Consider the following 15,490-nt stretch of genomic DNA (forward strand, 5'->3'; position numbering starts at 1 on the left):
CCGTCGCCGCGGGGGTGCCAGCCTCGGAGGACGGGCAACCAGTCGTCGAGCGCAGGTGAGGGATCCGGATGAGGGACGTATCGCGTCGGTCGGTGCTGGCCGCGGCCGGGATGGCGGGGCTGGCGCTCGCCACCACGGGGACGGCGCGGGCGGCCGGCGCCGCACCGGCCGCCGGGAGCGGGACGGGCCGGGTGCGGCTGACCCTGCCGGCGCCGACCGGGCCGCGGCGGATCGGAACCACCTCGCTGCATCTGATCGACCGCTCGCGCCGGGACCCGTGGGTCTCACCCGCCTCGCCCCGCGAACTGATGATCAGCGTGTGGTACCCGACATCGGACACCCACGGCCGCCGGCGCGCCCTCTGGCTCCCGCCGGCGTCGACGGCCCTGTACAGCCGACAGGTCGCCCAGAAGCTCATGACGCCGATGGACGCCGTCGGCTTCCCGTTGACGCACGCCTGGCAGGGCGCCCCCGTGGGGGTGCGCCGCCGCGGCCGTCCCGTGGTGCTCTTCTCCCCGGGCCTCAACACGATGCGCGCCATGGGCACCGCGCTGGTCGAGGACCTGGCCGCCCACGGGTACGTGGTGGTGACGATCGACCACACCCATGAGGCCTCGATCGTGGAGTTCCCCGGCGGCAGGGTCGAGACGGGCCCGGACCCGGACCCGATCAAGGCGTTGCGGGTCCGCCAGGACGACACCCGGTTCGTCCTGGACGAACTGGAACGGCTGAACGCCGGGAGGAACCCCGACGCCGAGGGCCGTCGGCTGCCCCACGGCCTGCGCGGCTCCCTCGACCTGTCCAGGACCGGCATGTTCGGGCATTCGATCGGCGGCGACACGGCGGCGGGAGCCATGGCGCGGGACCGCCGCATCCTCGCCGGCGCCGATCTGGACGGCAGCGTCAACGGGACGGTCAGGAACACCGGGCTCGACCGCCCGTTCCTGCTGATGAGCAACGCCACCCACGGGCGCCACAACGACCCGTCCTGGGCGACCTTCTGGTCCCACCTGCGCGGCTGGCGGCTCGAACTCCGGCTGCGCGACTCCGCACACCAGACCTACACGGACATGTCCCCGCTGGGGCAGCAGCTGGAAAGGGCGCTCCCGCTGCCGCCGGAGGCGGTCGCCGCCCTCACCGGCTCCATCGGGACGATCGGTGCCGACCGGGCCGTCGCCGCCCAACGCGCCTATCTGCGCGCGTTCTTCGACCTCCACCTGTGCGGCAGGGACGACCACCTGCTGTGCGGGCCGTCCCCCCGCTACCCCGACATCGCGTTCATCCCCTGAGGAGGGCGGCGCCGCACGCGACCGTACGGGGCACCCCGAACGTCTCCGCGGCTACCGCGCGTCCGCCGGCTCCCGGCGGCTGTCGGACCACGCCTCCCAGAGCGCCGCGTACCGGCCGCCCGCCGCGACGAGTTCGTCATGGCTGCCGGTCTCCACGATCCGGCCCTCGTCCAGGACGACGACGCGGTCGGCGGTCGCCGCCTGGGGGAGCCGGTGCGCGACCACCAGGCCCGTACGCCCCTCCAGCGCCCGCAGTGCCGCCGCCTCCAGGACCCGCGCACCGGCGCTGCCCGCGTCGGCGGTGGCCTCGTCGAGGATCGCGATCGGCGGGTCCGCGAGGACGAGCCTGGCCAGCGCGAGGTGCTGTGCCTGGGTCACCGTCAGCCGGTGGCCGCCCTCGCCCACGACCGTGTCCAGGCCGTCCGCCAGCGCCTCGGCCCACTCCAGGGCGCCGACCCGGGACAGTGCCGCGCGCACCTCCTCGTCCGTGGCGCCGGGGCGGGCGAGGCGCAGGTCCTCGGCCAGCGGGCCCGCGAACACGTGCACCTCCTGGCTGATCAGCGTCACCGCGCGCCGCACACCCGCGGCGCCCAGTTCGGCCGCGTCGACCCCGCCCAGCGCGACGGTCCCGCCGTGCGGCTCGTGGACGCCCGCGATGACCTTGGCCAGCGTCGTCTTGCCGGCGCCGCTGGCGCCCACCAGGGCCACCCGCTCCCCGCTGCGCACCTCCAGATCGACCTTCCGCAGCACGGGAGCCCCGGCGCCGTAGGCGTAACTGAGCGCGCTCACCCTCACCGAACCGTCCGCCGGAGCGCGGCCGCCCGGTGCGGTCTGCTCGGCCGGCAGCTTGGACAGCCCGACCAGCCGGGCGAAGCTGGCGCCCGCCGACTGCGCGTCGTCGATGAGGAACAGCGTGGCGTTGACCGGGTTGAAGAGACTGTGGAAGTACAGCGCGGCGGCGGTGGCCGTACCGATGCTCACCGAGCCGTTGTCCACCAGCAGGAAGCCCGCGCCGAGCACGGCCGCCAGGCCGATGTACTCGGCCAGGTTCAGCCGCGAGAAGAAGCCGGTGACGATGTGGATGCCGTCCAGGGCGAGGTTCCGCGCCGCCGCGGAGCGCTGCTCCAGCAGGGCGGTGTGCGCACGGTTCAGCCGGAAGGCCCGTACCGTACGCACCCCGCCGACACTGTCGAGCAACTGGTGCTGGAGCGCGCCGGTCGCGACGCGGTGCTCGGCGTACACCGGAGCGGCCCGGCGCAGGTACCAGCGCACGGACAGCACCTGCACCGGCATCGCCAGCAGCGCCGCCACCAGGAACCGCCAGTCCAGCACGGCGAGTCCGACGAAGGTCAGCACGATGGTCAGCGCGGAGCGGGTGAACTCGGGCAGGGCCTGGCGCACCGACTTCGCGATCATGGAGACGTCGCTGGTGACCCGGGACACCAGATCTCCCGAACCGGCCGCCTCGACACGCTCCAGCGGCAGCCGCAGCGCCCGTTCGATGAACTGCTCGCGCACCGCGGCGAGTACGGTCTCGCCGAGCCGGGCCACGAGCGTACTGCCGACCGCGGCGGCGGCGCCGCGCACCAGGGCCACCACGATGAGCAGCGCCAGGGGCACCGTCAGCGCCCGCGAACCCCGCCGCTCCACCACCAGGTCCACGATGTGGCCGAGCAGCGGAGCGGTCAGCAGACCGATCGCGGTCCCGGCGACCAGCACGGTGACGGCGGCCGCGGTCAGCCGCCGGTGGCCGCGCAGCATGACGCGCAGGGCCGTGAGGCTCTCCGCGCCGCTCGCCGTCGGCAGCAGCTCACGGTCCGCGCCGGGTGTGCTCATGGCCGCTTTCCCCTCTTCCTCCGCGTGCGTGTCCGTGGCTTGTGCGCGGTCCTCGTACGTCGACGTCATGCGAGCACCGCCGCACGGTAGCGCGCGTCGCCGGCGACGAGTTCGGTGTGGTGGCCGTCCGCGGTGACCGTGCCCCCGTCGAGGACCACCACCCGGTCGGTGACCGCGAGGAGGGCCGGGCTGGTGGTGATCAGCACGGTGGTGCGCCCGTGGCGGACCTCCCGCAGCCGGGCGGCGATCCGGGACTCGGTGACGGTGTCCACGGCGGTGGTCGGGTCGTGCAGTACCAGGACCGCGCTGTCGGCGGCGAGGGCGCGGGCGAGGGCGACGCGCTGTCGCTGCCCGCCGGAGAGGGACCGGCCGCGTTCGGCGAGCACGGTGTCGCCGCCGTCGGGCAGCAGCCGGGCGACCTCGTCCGCCGCCGAAGCGGCGAGGGCCCGGTCGACCGCGGCCGCGTCGTCGCGGGCGCCCGCCCGTACGTTGTCCAGCAGGCTGGTCTCGAACAGGTCGGCGTCGTGGTGGGCGACCAGGACGGCGTGGCGCAGCCCGTCCGGGCCGAGTGCGGTCAGGGGCACGCCGTCGAGCTCGATCAGCCCGTCGGCGGGGTCCCGCTCCCTGGCCAGGCAGAGCAGCAGATCGGCCGCGGCGGCCGGATCCCCGGTGACCACTCCGATCAGTTCGCCCGGCCGGATGTCGAGATCGACCCCGCGCAGCGAGCCGAGCCGGACCCCGCGCAGGCGCAGATGCCCTGCGGCGCCGTCGGGCACCGCGGACTCGCCGCCCTCGACGGCCGCGGGGGAGTCCAGCACCTCGGCGATCCGGCGTGCGGAGGCGCGGCCCTGGGCGAACTCGGCGTTGACGTAGGTGAGCAGCTGGAACGGGCCGAGGAGGAACTGGGCCAGGCCCACCGCCGCCACCAGGTCGCCGATGCTGATGCTGCCGCGCATGGCGAGACAGGCGCCCACGATGCCGATGACCGCGATGAAGACGCCCGTCAGCGAGAGGACGGCGCCCTCGTGACCGGCCCGGCTGCGGGCCGCCCGCAGTGCCGCGGCGAGCGAGTCCTGGCTGGTGGTGCGGTAGCGGGCGACGGCGGCCGACTCGGCGCCCATGCCCTTGAGGACACGGAGTCCGGCGACCAGGTCGGCGGCGACGCCCGAGGCGTGCGCGGCCCGTTCCTGTTCGGTCTCGCTGCGCCGTTCGAGCGGCCGGCTGATGCGGTGCCCGAGCCACAGCAGCGGGGGGATGCCCAGCAGGACGAGGAGTCCGAGCGGTACGGAGATCCTCAGCAGCGCCACCGAGCTGATCACCAGTGCCGAGGTCGCCGCGATCCCGTACGCCAGGACCGTCGCCACCGAGCCCACCCGGCGGGCGTCGTTGGTGGCGATGCTGGTGAGCGCGCCGGGCAGCCGGTTCGCGTCGGCGCCGCCGCGCGGATCGAGCACCCGGGCGCCGAGCTCCATCCGCAGCCGGTGCGCGGCGCGTTCGCCCGCCCCCTCGGCGAGCCGGGCGCTGGTCCGGTAGCAGTTCGACAGCACCAGGAACAGCCCCGCGAGCACCAGGAGCCAGCGCAGCAGCGCGTGGGATGAGCCGGTGGCCACCGCCGTGTCGATGGCCGCGCCGATGACGACGGGTACCAGGGCCTCACACCCCTGGTGCACCGCACCGAGCAGGGACGCGGTGGCGACGCGCCGCCGCTGCCCCCTGATCGCCCCGCGGAGGACGTGCCCCCCGGTCGGTCCTCCACCTGGCATGCGGGCCTCCGCGAAGAGTCTGGAAAAGTTAGGTAAGGCTACTCTAAATGAGTGGCCCCGATGTGCTGCCGGTCGAGATGTCCCCGGTCACGGCGGTGCGCGCCATGTCGCGTCAGGGGGACGCTCGTTGACCGTGCGGCACTGTTCGGTTAGCCTCACCTAAGTTGAATCCGGGGTCCTGCGTCACGTTCCGGCGCCCTATCGCTCGCGGTGCACCCGAACCGCCGTCAGGGGGAGTTGTCGTTGTCGGTCGAAACCCGGACGGCTCCCGAGGACCGGACCGTCGCACACGGCGCCCCGCCGCCCGCCCGGACCGCGAACACCCTGCGGGCCCTGGGGCTGCTCGCGGCGCTGGCCGCCCTCGTCCTGGTCGGGCTGCTCAGTGTGTGGGTGGGGACCCGCGGCATCCCGTTCACCGCCACCTGGAGCGTGCTCTGGCACCCGGACGGCTCCGAGACCTCGATCATCATCCATGACTACCGCATCCCCCGGACGCTCCTGGGCCTGCTCGTGGGCATGGCCCTCGGCCTGTCCGGCGCGCTGATGCAGGCCCTGACCCGCAACCCGCTCGCCGACCCGGGAATCCTCGGCATCAGCCTCGGCGCCTCCGCCGGAGTCGTCGTCGCCATCGCCTTCCTCGGGGTGGGCTCGGTCCTCGGCTACGTGTGGTTCGCCTTCATCGGCGCGGCCGTCGCCTCGGTCGCCGTCTACCTCCTGGGCTCCTCCGGCCGCACCCTGGCCACCCCCGACCGGCTGGTCGTGGCCGGGGCGGCGATGACCGCGGTCCTGTACGCCTTCAACTCGGCGGTGCTGCTGCTCAATCCGCGCGCCTTCGACCAGTACCGCTTCTGGACGGTGGGTTCCCTGTCCGGCCGGTACTACGACGTCATCTGGGTCATCCTGCCGTTCATCGCCGTGGGCCTCCTGATCGCCCTCGGCCTCGCCCCCTCGCTCAACGCCCTCGCGATGGGCGACCAGCTCGGCCGGGCCCTCGGCCTGAACGTCGGCCGCACCCGGGTGCTGGGCGCCGTCGCCGTCATGCTGCTGTGCGGCGCCGCCACCGCCGCCGCCGGGCCGATCGGCTTCGTCGGTCTCGCGGTGCCGCACGTCGCCCGGTTCGTCGTCGGCCCCGACCAGCGCTGGGTGCTGACGTACTCGATGCTGCTCGCGCCGGTCCTGCTGATCGGCGCGGACGTCCTGGGCCGGGTGCTCGGGGCGCCGGGCGAGGTCCAGGTAGGGATCATCACGGCGTTCCTCGGGGCGCCGCTGTTCATCGCCCTGTGCCGCCGTCGAAAGCTGGTCATGCTGTGAGTGCCGTACGGGAGAAGGGCCTCTCCGGGACTGGTACGGACACCGGGGAGCCGCGGGTCGTCAGCGGACTGGTGCTGCGCACCCGGCCGGGCGGGCTGTCCGTCCGGGTCCAGGGTCGCGTCCTCGTGGTGACGGCCGTGATGCTCGTCGCGCTCGTCGCGGTCGCGCTCGTCACCCTCACCACCGGCGACTTCGAACTCTCCGTCGGTGAGGTCGTGCGGGCGGTGTTCGGCCACGGCTCCGGCGGCGCCGACTTCATCGTCAACACCCTGCGCATGCCACGCCTGTTGACCGCGATGTGTGTGGGCGCGGCCCTCGCGGTCAGCGGGGCCGTCCTGCAGAGCCTCACCGGCAACTCCCTCGGCAGCCCGGACATCATCGGCTTCACCAACGGCTCGGCCGTCGGGGCGCTCCTCGTCATCATCGTGCTGCACGGCAGCATGACCCAGATCGCGGTGGGTGCGCTGATCGGCGGCCTCGGCACCGCCGCCGCCATGTACCTCCTCATGCTGGGCAGGGGACTTCAGGGTTTCCGGCTGGTCGTCGTCGGCATCGGTGTCAGCGCACTGCTGCTCGCCGTCAACTCGTATCTGATCACCCGGGCGACCTGGCAGGAGGCGCTGGAGGCGCAGGCGTGGCTGATCGGCAGTCTCACCAACCGGGGCTGGCAGCAGGCGAACACCATCGGAATCGCCGTCCTCGTCCTGCTCCCGCCCGCCTTCTTCCTCTCCCGCCGGCTCTCCATGGTGGAGATGGGTGACGTCACGGCCATGGCGCTCGGCGTCGACGTCGTGCGCACCCGGGCGCTGCTGCTCGTCATCAGCGTGGCGCTCGCGGCCTTCGCCACGGCGGTCACCGGGCCCATCTGGTTCATCGCGCTCGCGGCGCCCCAGCTCGCCCGGCGGCTGACCCGGGCATCGGGTCCCGCGCTGGTCCCCGCCGCGCTCATGGGCGCCCTGCTGCTGGCCGCGAGCGACCTGCTGGCGCAGCGCCTCTTCGCCCCCTCGCTGCTTCCGGTCGGCACGGCGACCGGAACCATCGGAGGGCTGTACCTCATCTGGCTGCTGATCACCGAGTCGCGAAAGAGCCGCGCATGACCCGAAAGCCGCGCATGACCCGAGAGACACGCACGACACGCAGGTCCGAGACGACCGGCCCGTTCGCGGACTCCGCGACGGCGGAGGGGACTCATATGAACGGGACATCCCCGGCGGCCGCGCGGCTGCGGGCCGAGGACCTGACGCTCTCGTACGAGCAGCGGACCGTGGTCAGTTCGCTCGGCGTCGAGATCCCCGACCGCTCCTTCACCGTGATCATCGGGCCGAACGCCTGTGGCAAGTCCACTCTCCTCAAGGCGCTCGCGCGGATGCTCAAACCCCGTTCCGGGCAGGTGTACCTCGACGGCGCCGGCATCGCCACGTACCGCTCGCGCGAGGTCGCCCGCCGGCTGGGCCTGCTCCCGCAGTCCTCGACCGCGCCCGGTGGCATCACCGTCGGGGACCTGGTGGCGCGCGGCCGCTATCCGCACCAGGGCATGCTGAAGCAGTGGTCCGCCGACGACGAGGCGGCCGTTCTGGAGGCGATGCGGCAGACCGGTGTCCTGGATCTCGCCGACCGCCCGGTCGACGACCTCTCCGGCGGCCAGCGCCAGCGGGTCTGGCTCTCCATGGTGCTGGCGCAGCAGACCTCGATCCTGCTCCTGGACGAGCCCACCACCTTCCTCGACATCGCCCACCAGGTCGAAGTGCTGGATCTCTGCGCCGACTTGCACGCCCGCAAGGGGCACACCGTGGTGGCGGTGCTGCACGACCTCAACCAGGCGTGCCGTTACGCCACCCACCTCATCGTGATGCGGCCGGGCGGCACGATCGCGGCCGAGGGCGACCCGGCCACCGTCATGACCGCCGCACTGGTCGAGGACGTCTTCGGGCTGCCCTGCCGGATCATCGACGACCCCGAGACCGGCACACCCCTGATGGTGCCTGCCGCGCCGCAGCGGTACGTGCCGGAGGACCGCACGGCCCGCAGGGAGGGCCCCGGCGCTCCCGTCGAGTCCCTGATGGCGGAGACCGGCCGGGGCGTGCGCTGAGGGCTCCGGCGCCGGACCCATGCCGGTCCTGGAGCAACACCGGCCCTGGAGTGTCGACTTGGTAAATCAACTTAGGTAAGGCTAACCTAATCTTCATGGTTCACCGGGGTGTGCGGCGATCCGGCCGCCCTTCGCGCACGGTGGAACCCGAGGAAGGAACGCCTTGATCACGGCCACTCCGCACCCCACCGCGCTGACGGGCACCCCGGACGCACCCCTTCCCGACGCGCTCCGGTTGCGCCGGGCGGGCCCCGGGGACGCCGCCGCACTCGTCGCACTCTCCGAGCCGTTCGTCCGCTCGGGCGCGCTGCGCCGACGGCCCCCCGCGGTCTACGCGGCCCGAGCGGCCGACTTCCTGGTCGCCGAGGAGCCCGAAGGCGCCCTGCGGGGCTGCCTCGCACTGCGCGTCCACCCCGACGCGGCGGATGACCACGGCCCGACGGCCGCGGGGGTCCTGTACAACTTCTGTGTCGCCCGGCAGCGGCAGGGCAGCGGCCTGGGCGCGCGGCTGCTGGGCGCGGCACTCGCCGGGGCGCGGGCGCAGTCGCTGGGGGTCCTGTTCACCGCGACGACCGGCAGCGGGCGCCTCTTCCTCCGCCACGGCTTCGCTCCGGTCCGTCCGGCCGCGGCTCCGCGCGCCTGGGCGCGCACCCTGGATCCCCGGCGGGGTGCGCGCGTTCTGGCCCGCGCGCTGTGACGGCGGTGGCGGGCCCCGGACGCCGGGACCCGCTACCACGTGTGCGTCAGGCGTCCGGGAGGACGGTGGTTCCGGGGCTCCTCTCGTCCAGCACGGCACGCAGTACGGCATGCGGCACGCGGCCGTCCAGTACCTGTGCCCGTCCCACCCCGGCGCGGACCGCCCGCAGGCAGCCCTCCATCTTCGGGAGCATCCCGCTCGCCAGCCCCGGCAGCAGACCGCCCAGCTCCGCCGCCGTCAGGCGCTCGACGACCTCGGTGCTGTGCGGCCAGTCCGCGTACAGCCCCTCGACATCGGTGAGCATCACCAGCCGCTCGGCGCCCAGGGCGACCGCCAGGGCCGACGCGGCGAGGTCGGCGTTGACGTTGTAGACCTCCCCCTCGGTGCCGCGTGCGAGGGGTGACACCACCGGGATACGGCCCAGCTCCAGCAGTGAACGGACGGTGTCCGGCGCCACGTTCACGATGTCGCCGACCAGGCCGATGTCCACGGGCAGCCCGTTCACCCGGCCGGCCCGGCGCACCGCCGTCATGGTGTGGGCGTCCTCGCCCGACAGGCCCACGGCGAAGGGGCCATGCGCGTTGATGGCGCCGACCAGTTCGCGCTGTACTCGTCCGGTCAGCACCATCCGCACCACGTCGAGGGTCTCCTGCGTGGTGACCCGCAGACCGCCCTCGAAGCGGACCTCCAGCCCGAGGCGGTCGAGCATCGCGCTGATCTGCGGGCCCCCACCGTGCACGACCACCGGGGACAGGCCGGCGTGCCACAGCTCCACGACATCGCGGGCGAACGTCTCCTGGAGCGATGCGTCCACCATGGCGTGGCCGCCGAACTTGACCACCACGACCCGGCCCCGCAACTCCTCGCGCACGGCGGGACCCGTGCCCGGCCGCGTCCGTGTCCCGTTCCCGAGCCGTGGTGACTGTTCGTGGACGCCGGCTCCGGCCGTCGCGACCCCTGCGGTCATCTTGTTCCGTCTCTCCTGAGGTGGGGATGCCGTCACGCGTCGTGGTGGACCCGGCCGAGCAGCAGATCGCGCAGCAGGACGTCCGTCGTGCGGACCACCGCACTGCGAGCCGCCCAGCGAAGCGCCATGGAGTGCTCCTCGGCGGAGAAGTCGGCCACGGCATCCGCGACGACGAAGGGCTGGATGTCGTTCATGAAGGCGTCCGCGGCGGTCAGCAGGACGCCCAGATGGGCGTGGACGCCGCACACGATCAGCTGATCGCGGCCCGTGGAGCGCAGCAGCCGGCCGAGGTGGCTGTGCAGAAAGGCGTTGGGGCGCACATTGGGCAGCACGTGCTCGCCGGGCCGTGGCGACAGGGCCTCGACGATGGCGGAGTCCCCGGGGCCGTCGCCGATGCCGGGACCCCACACGTCGGCGACGAGCCCCCGCCTGCCGGGCGATTGGGTGGCGGGCTCGGCGCTGAAGACGACCGGGATGCCGAGCGTTCCGGCGAGTTCCCGCAACGCGGCGATGTTCTGGACCAGTTGGACGACCGGGGAGCGCCCGGCCGGAAACGCCCGTACGAAGTGGTTCTGCATGTCGTGGACGAGCAGAGCGGCCCGCCCGGGGTCGATGGTCCAGGAGGGCCAGGAACGGGGGAGGGCCGTACGGTCGGGCATGTCGTAGGACTCGATGACTGGCAGGCCCATGACCGGCCCCTCCCCTGATGATCCGGTGATCCGGCCGTGGCGCGAGGAATTATTGAAACTTAGCGAAGCCTAACCTAAGTCGTCGGCTGCTGGGAGTGTCGGGTCCGTCAGGGGCGTGAGGGGTGGTGCTGGTGCGCGCGGTTCCGGGGTGCGGTGAGGAGCCGCCGGATCTGCTCGCCGGCGTCGGTGGCGTCGTGCGCCAGCGCCGGGAAGAGCAACTGGAGGTCGCAGTGGCCGGATGCGTACTCGCAGCGCAGGGTGATGCCGTGGCGGTCCAGCGCGAGGGGGAGCGACCGGATCATGCCGCGCGGCAGCCTGGGACCCGCGAGTCCGAGCAGATCGGCCATCAACTCCTCGTGGGAATCAGCCAGATGGGTCAGCATGGCAGCCTCCTCGACGGCCAGCGGGTCGGGCTCGGCGAGGGCGATCTCGTCCAGCCCGACATCCGTCGCACCCGCCGGGGTCCGCAGGGTGACCCGCGCCGTGTCGAGCCGCAGCGCGTCGCCGCCCGCCGGTGCCAGCCACCCGGAGACCGTCACCCTGGCGCGGACGCGGTCGCGCAGCGGAGTGGGGGCGATGTCGGTGAACTCCAGCAGGGCGGCGAGGCTGCGCATGGGCGCGGCGGCGGCCTCCCGGGCCAGCGGGCTGTCCGGACGGGGGTGAAGGGTGACCTGCCCCGTGGTGCTGACCGAGTGCAGTCCGATCAGGTCGTAGGCCTGGCCGGTCGTGGTGAGCGACAGCGAGGTCGCGCGGGACAGGACCGTGCGGACCAGCTCCGCGTCGGACGGCCCGGGTTCGGTGGTGCCTGCGTCGGCGTCGGTGTTCAAGGTGACTCCCTGTGAAACGGATGCAAGTTAGGTAAGCCTAACCTTATTTTCGCTGACCGTGCGGTTGTGTGACCGTAGGAGCCACGGCTCATCGGGTGAGGGACAATCAGGCGGGCCGTCCGGGGAGGACTTCGATGGACATCACCTTGCGGGTGGACGGGACGCCGTCCGCCCCCGCGCTCCTGCTGCGTCCCTGGGTCGACGGGGACATCGAGCCGCTGATCGAGGCGTTCCGCGATCCGGCGCTGCGCCGCGGGGCGAGCGGTCCTCTGGAGACCCCCGAGGAGGTGCGGGAGTGGCTGGAGCTCCAGCGGCGCGGCTGGGTCACCGGCGAGCGGCTGGGCTTCGCCGTGCACGAGGATCACCCCGGGCCCGGCGAGGGCCGACTGGTGGGCAGCGTGGCACTGAAGGGGGCCGGTTCCGGCCGGGAGTCCGCAGAGGTCGGCTACTGGACGGCGGCGCGCGCCCGGGGTCGCGGGGTGGCCCCTCGCGCACTGGAGGCCCTCACCGGCTGGGCCTTCGACACCTTCGCGACCGACGGCCTGGAGAGCATCAGGCTGCTCCATCAGGTGGACAACCTCGCCTCGTGCCGCGTCGCGGAGAAGGCCCGGTACGAGTTTCGCGAGATCCTTCCGGCTCTGCCGCCCTCCTTCCCGAGGGACGGTCATGTGCATGTGCGCCAGGCCGGCGGCCCGGCCCGAACGGCGGCAACGGGCAAGGGGTGATGGAGGGCGCGGCGGGTCAGGCGTCATGAGGCCGACGGTCGCGGCCCCGGATCGGGCGTACCGCCTTTGACTCTTGTCCACGCGGCGCCCGCCGTCGCTTCGCCGTGAGTGACGGCATGGACACCTGAGGCATGTCGGCCCAAGCCGGACGGGGTGAGGGTGCGGACGTGCACTGGTACAGACCAGGGTCTTGACAGTCCATTGGTTCACTTCTTAAATCACGTAGTGAATTAAGTGTCCGTGCACAGCAGTCCCACAGTGCCCCCACAGTATGTCCACCGCACGTGCCTGCATCCCCACCCGCACCCGCCCCACTTCCTGAACGGCACCCCGCCCCGGTCGGCGCAGCTTCGGCATGCCCCAACGCGCCCTGTCCTGTCATATGCATGACAGGTCCCCTTCCCCCTCATGCACCGGAAGGGAGAGTCATGGACTCCCCACGCTTGTCGCGGCGTCTGCTGCGCTCCGCACTCTCGGCCCTGACCCTTGCCCTGGTCACGACCGCTCTCGTGGGCGGCGGCGCCCCCGCGCCGTCCCCCGCCCTGTCGGGCGCCGCGGCCTCGGCCACCATGACGTTCGACGACGAGTTCGACGGTTCGGCCGGCTCGGCGGTCAACGGCTCCAGATGGCAGATCGAGACCGGTGACAACGTCAACAACCACGAGCGGCAGTACTACACGGCGGGCAACAGCAACGCCGCGCTGGACGGCCAGGGTCATCTGGTCATCACCGCCCGCAAGGAGAACCCGAACAACTACCAGTGCTGGTACGGCACCTGTCAGTACACGTCGGCCCGGCTGAACACCTCGGGCAAGTTCACCCAGACCTACGGTCATGTCGAGGCCCGGATGAAGATCCCGCGCGGCCAGGGCATGTGGCCCGCGTTCTGGATGCTCGGCGACGACATCGGACAGGTCGGCTGGCCCAACTCCGGTGAGATCGACATCATGGAGAACGTCGGCTTCGAGCCCGGCACCGTCCACGGCACCCTGCACGGACCGGGCTACTCCGGCTCCGCCGGCATCGGCGCCGGATACACCCTGCCCGGCGGCCAGGCCTTCGCCGACGCCTTCCACACCTTCGCCATCGACTGGGCCCCCAACTCCGTCACCTGGTCCGTCGACGGCAACGTCTACCAGCACCGCACCCCCGCCGACACCGGCGGCAACACCTGGGCCTTCAACAAGCCCTTCTTCCTCATCCTCAACCTCGCCGTCGGCGGCTACTGGCCCGGCGACCCCGACAACAACACCACCTTCCCCCAGCAACTCGTCGTCGACCACGTACGCGTCACCACCAGCGACACCCAGCCCCCGGCCGGTTCGGGAACCATCACCGGCCTGGCCGGCAAGTGCGTCGACGTGGCCGCGGCGAGCAATGCCAACGGCACCCCCGTACAGCTCTACGACTGCAACGGCTCCGCCGCCCAGAAGTGGAGCGTCGGCGGCGACGGGACGATCCGCGCGCTGGGCAAGTGCCTTGACGTCGCGTCAGGCGGCACCGCGGACGGAACCGTCGTTCAGCTGTGGGACTGCAACGGCTCGGCTGCCCAGCGATGGGCGGTCAGTGGTGCGCGCGACATCGTGAACCCGCAGGCCAACAAGTGCCTGGACGTCACGGGGAACAGTTCGGCCAACGGCACCCGGCTCCAGATCTGGACCTGCTCCGGGGCCGCCAATCAGAAGTGGACGGTGAACAGCTGATGCGCCGAGACCTGCTGCACGGGCACGCCCCCGCCGTACGGAGCGCCCTGGGAGTCGTGGCCGCCGCGGCCCTCCTCGCCGGGCTGGCCGGCTCGCCCGCCCTGGGTGCGGCCGCGGCCACCGGACAGATCACCGGGGTCGGCGGCAAGTGCGTCGACGTCGCCGCGGGTGCCACCGCCAACGGCACTCCCGTACAGCTCTACGACTGCAACGGCTCCGCCCCCCAGCAGTGGAGCCTGGGCAGTGACGGGACGGTCAAGGCGCTGGGCAAGTGTCTTGACGTCGCGTCAGGCGGTACGGCGAACGGATCCGTCGTTCAGCTGTGGGACTGCAACGGCTCGGCTGCCCAGCGGTGGACGGTCAGTGGTGCGCGCGACATCGTGAACCCGCAGGCGGACAAGTGTCTGGATGCCACGGGGAACAGTTCGGCCAACGGCACCCGCCTCCAGATCTGGACCTGTACCGGGGCCACCAACCAGAAGTGGACCGCGCCCGCCGTCGAGGGAGGCGGCGGAGACCCGGCCACTCCCGGGGCCATGGCGGTCGCACCGTACCTCTACAACGGCTGGGGCAGCCCGCCCAGCCCGACCACCGTCATGAACGCCACCGGCGTCAAGTGGTTCACGCTCGCCTTCGTCCTCAGCAACGGCTACTGCAACCCGCAGTGGGACGGCGGCAGGCCGCTGACCGGCGGTGTCGACCAGCAGACGATCAACACCGTCCGGGGGGCCGGCGGTGACGTCATCCCGTCCTTCGGCGGCTGGAGCGGCAACAAGCTGGAGAGCTCCTGCTCCAGTGCGGGCGAGCTGGCGGCCGCGTACCAGAAGGTGATCAGCGCCTACGGCCTGAAGGCGATCGACATCGACATCGAGGCCGACGCGTACGCCAGCGCCACGGTGCAGCAGCGCACGGTCGACGCGCTGAAGACCGTCAAGGCCAACAACCCGGGCATCAAGGTGTACGTCACCTTCGGCACCGGCCAGAGCGGGCCCGACGACAGCATGGTCCGCAAGGCGTCTGCCTCCGGCCTGACCGTGGACAGCTGGACGATCATGCCGTTCGACTTCGGCGGGGCGGGCCAGAACATGGGCAACCTCACCGTCAGCGCGGCCGAGGGGCTGAAGAACGTCGTCAAGAACGCCTACGGATACACGGACGACCAGGCATACCGGCACACCGGCATCTCCTCGATGAACGGCATCACCGACGACAACGAGACGGTGACGGTCGCCGACTTCCGCACCATCCTGGCCTACGCCCAGCAGCGCCATCTGGCCCGGCTCACCTTCTGGTCGGTCAACCGGGACCGCCCGTGCACCGGAGGCGGCGCCGACACCTGCTCGGGTGTCTCCCAGCAGCCCTGGGACTTCACGAAGGTGTTCGCCCAGTACGCCGGCTGACCAGCCCGTACACCGCCTGACCGCCCTGACCTGACCGCCCTGACCGCCCTGACCGCCTGGACCGCCCTGACCGCCCTGACCGCCTGGACCGCCCTGACCGCCCTGCCCGTCGCGCCGTCCGACCCGCACAGGAGACAACCGTGCCCAGATCTGTCCGAAGGCTCACAGAGGGCCGCCGATCCGGCCTCACACCG

Annotated in this window: 13 protein-coding genes; 8 read left to right on the forward strand and 5 right to left on the reverse strand. The window is 72.4% G+C overall.

Features of this window, described 5'->3' with window-relative positions; translation table 11 throughout:
- Positions 1 to 68 precede the first annotated feature (68 nt).
- Positions 69 to 1,289, forward strand: a complete 1,221-nt coding sequence (locus ACIO3R_RS19285; protein WP_402106996.1) for an alpha/beta hydrolase family protein — start codon at positions 69 to 71, stop codon at positions 1,287 to 1,289.
- A gap of 51 nt (positions 1,290 to 1,340) precedes the next feature.
- Here ACIO3R_RS19285 and ACIO3R_RS19290 read toward each other — a convergent pair whose 3' ends face one another.
- Together ACIO3R_RS19290 and ACIO3R_RS19295 are read right to left on the reverse strand one after the other, a co-directional pair.
- Positions 1,341 to 3,194, reverse strand: coding sequence for an ABC transporter ATP-binding protein (locus ACIO3R_RS19290; RefSeq protein ID WP_385031600.1), 1,854 nt, complete (start codon positions 3,192 to 3,194; stop codon positions 1,341 to 1,343).
- Positions 3,191 to 4,888, reverse strand: coding sequence for an ABC transporter ATP-binding protein (locus ACIO3R_RS19295; RefSeq protein ID WP_385031603.1), 1,698 nt, complete (start codon positions 4,886 to 4,888; stop codon positions 3,191 to 3,193). Before ACIO3R_RS19295 ends, ACIO3R_RS19290 begins: the two co-directional genes overlap by 4 nt.
- Before the next feature lie 243 nt (positions 4,889 to 5,131).
- Here ACIO3R_RS19295 and ACIO3R_RS19300 point away from each other — a divergent pair, with 243 nt between their 5' ends.
- From ACIO3R_RS19300 to ACIO3R_RS19315, 4 genes are all read left to right on the forward strand, one after another.
- Positions 5,132 to 6,199 carry a FecCD family ABC transporter permease gene (locus ACIO3R_RS19300; protein ID WP_385031606.1) on the forward strand — a complete coding sequence of 356 codons (1,068 nt, stop codon included), beginning with the start codon at positions 5,132 to 5,134 and terminating at the stop codon, positions 6,197 to 6,199.
- Positions 6,196 to 7,296: a FecCD family ABC transporter permease gene (locus ACIO3R_RS19305; RefSeq protein WP_385031609.1), complete on the forward strand. Its 1,101-nt coding sequence runs from the start codon at positions 6,196 to 6,198 to the stop codon at positions 7,294 to 7,296. Before ACIO3R_RS19300 ends, ACIO3R_RS19305 begins: the two co-directional genes overlap by 4 nt.
- A 95-nt stretch (positions 7,297 to 7,391) precedes the next feature.
- Positions 7,392 to 8,288, forward strand: a complete 897-nt coding sequence (locus ACIO3R_RS19310) for an ABC transporter ATP-binding protein (protein ID WP_402107003.1) — start codon at positions 7,392 to 7,394, stop codon at positions 8,286 to 8,288.
- Between the two features lie 163 nt (positions 8,289 to 8,451).
- Positions 8,452 to 8,985, forward strand: a complete 534-nt coding sequence (locus ACIO3R_RS19315) for a GNAT family N-acetyltransferase (protein ID WP_385031615.1) — start codon at positions 8,452 to 8,454, stop codon at positions 8,983 to 8,985.
- A 46-nt stretch (positions 8,986 to 9,031) separates the two neighbouring features.
- Here ACIO3R_RS19315 and argB read toward each other — a convergent pair whose 3' ends face one another.
- The 3 genes from argB to ACIO3R_RS19330 all read right to left on the reverse strand — a co-directional run bounded on the left by argB (position 9,032) and on the right by ACIO3R_RS19330 (position 11,468).
- Positions 9,032 to 9,952: an acetylglutamate kinase gene (argB, locus tag ACIO3R_RS19320; RefSeq protein WP_402107008.1), complete on the reverse strand. Its 921-nt coding sequence runs from the start codon at positions 9,950 to 9,952 to the stop codon at positions 9,032 to 9,034.
- Between the two features lie 32 nt (positions 9,953 to 9,984).
- On the reverse strand, positions 9,985 to 10,641 hold the full coding sequence (locus tag ACIO3R_RS19325) for an isochorismatase family protein (RefSeq protein ID WP_402107010.1): 657 nt from the start codon (positions 10,639 to 10,641) through the stop codon (positions 9,985 to 9,987).
- A gap of 107 nt (positions 10,642 to 10,748) precedes the next feature.
- Positions 10,749 to 11,468 carry a DUF2470 domain-containing protein gene (locus ACIO3R_RS19330; RefSeq protein ID WP_402107011.1) on the reverse strand — a complete coding sequence of 240 codons (720 nt, stop codon included), beginning with the start codon at positions 11,466 to 11,468 and terminating at the stop codon, positions 10,749 to 10,751.
- A 134-nt stretch (positions 11,469 to 11,602) separates the two neighbouring features.
- Here ACIO3R_RS19330 and ACIO3R_RS19335 point away from each other — a divergent pair, with 134 nt between their 5' ends.
- The 3 genes from ACIO3R_RS19335 to ACIO3R_RS19345 all read left to right on the forward strand — a co-directional run bounded on the left by ACIO3R_RS19335 (position 11,603) and on the right by ACIO3R_RS19345 (position 15,296).
- The gene (locus ACIO3R_RS19335) at positions 11,603 to 12,193 is read left to right on the forward strand and encodes a GNAT family N-acetyltransferase (protein WP_402107013.1); all 591 of its coding nucleotides are present in this window, start codon (positions 11,603 to 11,605) and stop codon (positions 12,191 to 12,193) included.
- Between the two features lie 428 nt (positions 12,194 to 12,621).
- Positions 12,622 to 13,896 (forward strand): RICIN domain-containing protein, encoded by a 1,275-nt coding sequence (locus tag ACIO3R_RS19340; RefSeq protein WP_402107014.1) that lies wholly within the window; start codon positions 12,622 to 12,624, stop codon positions 13,894 to 13,896.
- The gene (locus ACIO3R_RS19345; RefSeq protein ID WP_402107015.1) at positions 13,896 to 15,296 is read left to right on the forward strand and encodes an RICIN domain-containing protein; all 1,401 of its coding nucleotides are present in this window, start codon (positions 13,896 to 13,898) and stop codon (positions 15,294 to 15,296) included. The genes ACIO3R_RS19340 and ACIO3R_RS19345 overlap by 1 nt, the downstream gene beginning before the upstream one ends.
- Positions 15,297 to 15,490 lie beyond the last annotated feature (194 nt).

It is taken from the genome of Streptomyces sp. NPDC087428, from assembly GCF_044744085.1.
Taxonomy (GTDB): domain Bacteria; phylum Actinomycetota; class Actinomycetes; order Streptomycetales; family Streptomycetaceae; genus Streptomyces.